Source organism: Vibrio sp. D173a (assembly GCF_030248475.1).
Map to the genome: position 1 here is coordinate 1 of NZ_JAHGAH010000380.1, position 4,106 is coordinate 4,106.

Below are 4,106 nucleotides of genomic sequence, written 5' to 3' on the forward strand. Positions count from 1 at the left end.
ACAGGGCTTGGTATGCCTGAAACTCAGCATGTTGTTTAATAATCACTCAATTTTCGGGCAATTTGGTTTTCTGTCCGAATTACGCAACAAAGCCGCGTCAAGAACGCAGGGCTGAATTAACCTATTCAACAGATGATTATAAGCGATGGAACAATAACAAAAATAAAACCATTGATGAGCGCAACAAAGAGAAGCAGGAAACCAATATCACTGAAGCCGCGACAGAACAGAAAAACCATATTCACGTAGGCGAAGAACGTGAGTTTCCTGATGCAATTCTGTCACCGATGCCGACATCAAGAAAGGAAATGATCGATGCGACCGGAACACGTGTACTGCCGTCCGACTTACTAGGTTCTAGCTTTAACAACCAATGTGTCAGCGCAGAGATCGTTGCTCATCAGATGACATCTCTCAGCCCAGCGACAAAGAAAGAAGTAGAAGAAAGCGGTGAGCTTGTTTTCAGTGGCATGCAATACAAACACGCTCATGGAACAGTAGGCACCATCGAAGTCATTGATACCTTTGCAGGGCAACAACCCGACCAAAAAACATCACAGATGGCCTACTGGGTCGCGCAAGGCAAGTATCTCGATATACCTAAACACCCTGACCCTCATCGCGATCATTTGTATGTTTTCACACCAAACTTCAGCGGCTGCTCTTTTGTTGTTGATGATTGGAGTGACGATCTAATTAGGGTTTATCACGTGGAAGGTAGCAAAGAAGACAAGCAATACAATGACGTGAAGGACCATCGCAACGGTTTAATAAACTATATGAGTTTCCGCGACTACGGCTTCTACCAAAAAGGTAACACCACTATCAAGAGTGTGAATGGCTTTGCGTTTATGCGCTACAACACTCAAGCTCGTCATTGGGAAATCCATTATCAAAAGCAAGAGCATGCGCCTGCACTTGGGCGGCCAACGACTTCGGCTAAAACACTATTCTCTTCAGAAAAACACTCGGTAAAAGTCATGGTTTCGAAGGAATCTCGCGTAGTTGAAACCGGAACCATCGCGATAAAGCGCTAAGGCTGAATTAATAGAGAATAAGCAGTAACGAGTTCTAGTTACAGGTTCAAACCAACTCGATAAAACAAAAACGCCCCAAGGTTCACTTGAGGCGTTTTTATTAATTGGTTCTCAGGAAGATTTTGTCTGCTTTATCGCGACCTTACTCCCAATCAAGAATAACCTTACCTGACATACCGCTGCGCATTACGTCGAAGCCTTCTTGGAAGTCATCAATCTTGTAGTGATGGGTGATGATCGGTGAAAGATCTAAGCCAGATTGAATCAAAGAAGCCATTATGTACAAAATAAAAATTAAACCATATAAAACAATAATTTAATCTAAATGCATAAAGTTTATGGCGACAAAGTGGCGACAGTCTCAGTCGTTGTAACAACTCCTCCCTTCAATAGGAAGTGTCTTTCCCGCCACTTTGCCGCCACTTTTTGAGAGTGACTCAACCAACAAAAAAGCCAGCGTTGAACCCATCAACACTGGCTTTTGTTTAGTTAAGCCGATGAAAGAATCAGTCTACAAAATACGGCAGTTGTTCTTCAGTCAGAACACTGTCTTTCGCAAAGTCAGTGTGGTCTGTTACCTTGCTCACGTTCCAGTTAGATAAGTCTTGGTTAAAGGCCTTCGTATCACGAAACATGTATCTCATACCCACAACATTCGATGTATCCCAATCACCTATATCTTGATTAAAGGCACCTGCGTTATAAAACATGCTAACCATACTTGTCACATTCGATGTGTCCCACCCACTTATATCTTGATTAAATGCTTGTGCGCTAAAGAACAGGGCTCTCATACTTGTCACATTCGATGTATCCCACCCACCGATATATTGGTTAAAGGCACTTGCACCACTAAACATATAACCAAAATCCGTCACATTTGATGTATCCCAGGCACCTATATCTTGGTTAAAGGCGCTTGCATCCACAAACATAAAAGACAAATTCGTCACATTTGATGTATCCCAGGCACCAATATCTTGGTTAAAGGCACTTGCACCAGCAAACATATATTTCATAACCTTCACACTGGATGTGTCCCAAGTACCGATATATTGGTTAAAAGCGCTTGCCTCATCAAACATAAAATTAAAAGCCGTCACATTCGATGTATCCCAAGCACCTATATCTTGATTAAATGCTTGTGCTCTTAGGAACAGGCCTTCCATGCTTGTCACATTCGATGTATCCCACCCACCGATATTTTGATTAAAGGCACTTGCATGACTAAACATATATTCCAAATTCGTCACATTTGATGTATCCCAATGACCGATATTTTGATTAAAGGCTTCGGTGTGCTGAAACATATGGTTCATCGCCGTCACATTCGATGTATCCCAATGACCTATATTTTGATTAAAGGCTTCTGATTCAAAAAACATGTAGCCCATATCAGTCACATTTGATGTGTTCCAGTGACCTATATCTTGGTTAAATAATTTTGTGGCTCCAAACATCCAGCGCATATTCGTCACTTTAGATGTATCCCAATAACCTATATCTTGATTGAATGTACTAGCCCCCTTAAACATTTCGTACATTCCTCTGACATTCGATGTATCCCAATAACCTATGTCTTGGTTAAAAGATTTAGCTCCTTTAAACATCCAAGCCATGTTCGTCACATTTGATGTATCCCAATCACTAATATCTGTATTAAAAGAAACTCGGTCATAAAAAACTCTACTCATATCCGTCACCTGTGTTGTGCAAAATCCTATGTGGCCTTGCTCTAATTTATCGAGCAACGTCTCGTTTTTTATTAGGGTGTTATCCACCACCACATAGACTTGCCCGTTTTCAAGCATCACGGAGTTAACAGGTTGGTCAGGGCATTTTACTGAGATATCTACAGCAAATGCGGTTTGGCTAGCGAGCGCAGCGGCGCCCACGAGAAGTGAGGTTATGGTTCTTTTCATTGTATTTTCCTAGGGTTGAATAGACGTTATTGTGTAAAAGTTGGAAGGCTATCTTCAGACAGACCACTGCCTTTTGCGAAGTCGATATGGCGTGAGACGCGCTTGACGTCCCAGTGGGTTAAGTCTTGGTCAAAGCGCTTAGCGCCGGAGAACATACGGTCCATGTTGGTTACACGAGAGGTGTCCCAACGGCTGATGTCCTGATTGAAGTATTGGTCTTTAGCAAACAGGTCACTCATGTCTGTTACGTGAGTGGTGCAGAGCAGAATGTTGCCATCAAGAAAGTTTTGCCAATAGTCTGAGTTGCGAATGAGTGCGTCATTGACGACCACAAACAACTCATCTTCTTGAACCATGACGGTTCCTGGTTTATTTGATTCGCAGGTTACCGTTTCTGGTTCACTGGCAAAGGTGTGGCTACAACTCAGCAGCGCACAGGCGGAAATAATCGAACGTAGTTTCATAGTTAAAACCATGATTTAATTAAAATAAGTTCGAAATGATACAGAAAGCTCGCTGGTTATTTTCACTTTTTCAGATGGAGAATAATCCTAAATATATAAATTGAGTCCCTCCCCCAAAAAACCACTCAGATTAATGGCAATCAAGTTATCAAGGGCCATACACTCCAAAAATCAATGGTTTTAAAATAACCATTCACTCTTGATATGAAACAGGTTACCCTTCCGCACGCATTTTGCGCCCATCTCATAAATATAAAATTGGTAAAAATATAATTATGGCTTTAACCCACCCTTTAACACTCACTGCGTTGAGTGCTGCTTTGTTATTCAATAGCTTCTCTACCTATGCTGATACTGTTTCTTGCCCGGATGCCGAAATAGGTTCGGTATTTATTGAAAAGCAACGTTTATATATGGTTGCAGATGATCGTATTGTCGGTCAGCAAGAAAAAATTAACGCTCTCCAACAAGGCTATTTATACTTTTGTACTTCTCAAGTAACCGACATGAGTAACCTATTCCAAGGGAATAGTACGTTTAGTGCAGACATTAGTGACTGGGACACATCCAACGTCACCAATATGGCTAACATGTTCCAAAACGCCAGTGCATTTAATCAAAACATCAGTGGCTGGGACACATCCAACGTCACCAATATGGCTAACATGTTCCAAAACGCCAGT

The 4,106-nt window shown here is 41.7% G+C and carries 5 protein-coding genes; 2 read left to right on the forward strand and 3 right to left on the reverse strand.

Features of this window, described 5'->3' with window-relative positions; genetic code table 11:
• The first annotated feature begins 62 nt into the window (after positions 1 to 62).
• Complete coding sequence (locus tag KIV40_RS25995; protein WP_285352076.1) at positions 63 to 1,037, forward strand: cytotoxin; 975 nt, start codon at positions 63 to 65, stop codon at positions 1,035 to 1,037.
• A gap of 142 nt (positions 1,038 to 1,179) precedes the next feature.
• Here the strand turns inward: KIV40_RS25995 and KIV40_RS26000 are convergent, their stop codons facing one another.
• The 3 genes from KIV40_RS26000 to KIV40_RS26010 all read right to left on the reverse strand — a co-directional run bounded on the left by KIV40_RS26000 (position 1,180) and on the right by KIV40_RS26010 (position 3,423).
• Entirely contained in the window at positions 1,180 to 1,314 is a 135-nt protein-coding gene (locus KIV40_RS26000) for a hypothetical protein (RefSeq protein WP_005530007.1), read from the reverse strand.
• A gap of 229 nt (positions 1,315 to 1,543) precedes the next feature.
• Positions 1,544 to 2,959, reverse strand: coding sequence for a BspA family leucine-rich repeat surface protein (locus KIV40_RS26005; protein ID WP_198779321.1), 1,416 nt, complete (start codon positions 2,957 to 2,959; stop codon positions 1,544 to 1,546).
• A gap of 26 nt (positions 2,960 to 2,985) precedes the next feature.
• A complete protein-coding gene (locus KIV40_RS26010) occupies positions 2,986 to 3,423 on the reverse strand; it encodes a BspA family leucine-rich repeat surface protein (RefSeq protein WP_285352079.1) in 438 nt (145 codons plus the stop codon).
• A 275-nt stretch (positions 3,424 to 3,698) separates the two neighbouring features.
• Between KIV40_RS26010 and KIV40_RS26015 the strand changes: the two genes are divergently transcribed.
• The coding region (locus tag KIV40_RS26015) for a BspA family leucine-rich repeat surface protein (RefSeq protein WP_285352081.1) at positions 3,699 to 4,106 on the forward strand (408 nt) is incomplete at its 3' end.

What these genes read in the sequence shown, in the direction of transcription:
- KIV40_RS26010 (WP_285352079.1), bottom strand. Translation starts at nt 3,423, where the DNA reads ATGAAACTACGTTCGATTATTTCCGCCTGTGCGCTGCTGAGTTGTAGC.
- KIV40_RS26005 (WP_198779321.1), bottom strand. Translation starts at nt 2,959, where the DNA reads ATGAAAAGAACCATAACCTCACTTCTCGTGGGCGCCGCTGCGCTCGCT.
- KIV40_RS26000 (WP_005530007.1), bottom strand. Translation starts at nt 1,314, where the DNA reads ATGGCTTCTTTGATTCAATCTGGCTTAGATCTTTCACCGATCATCACC.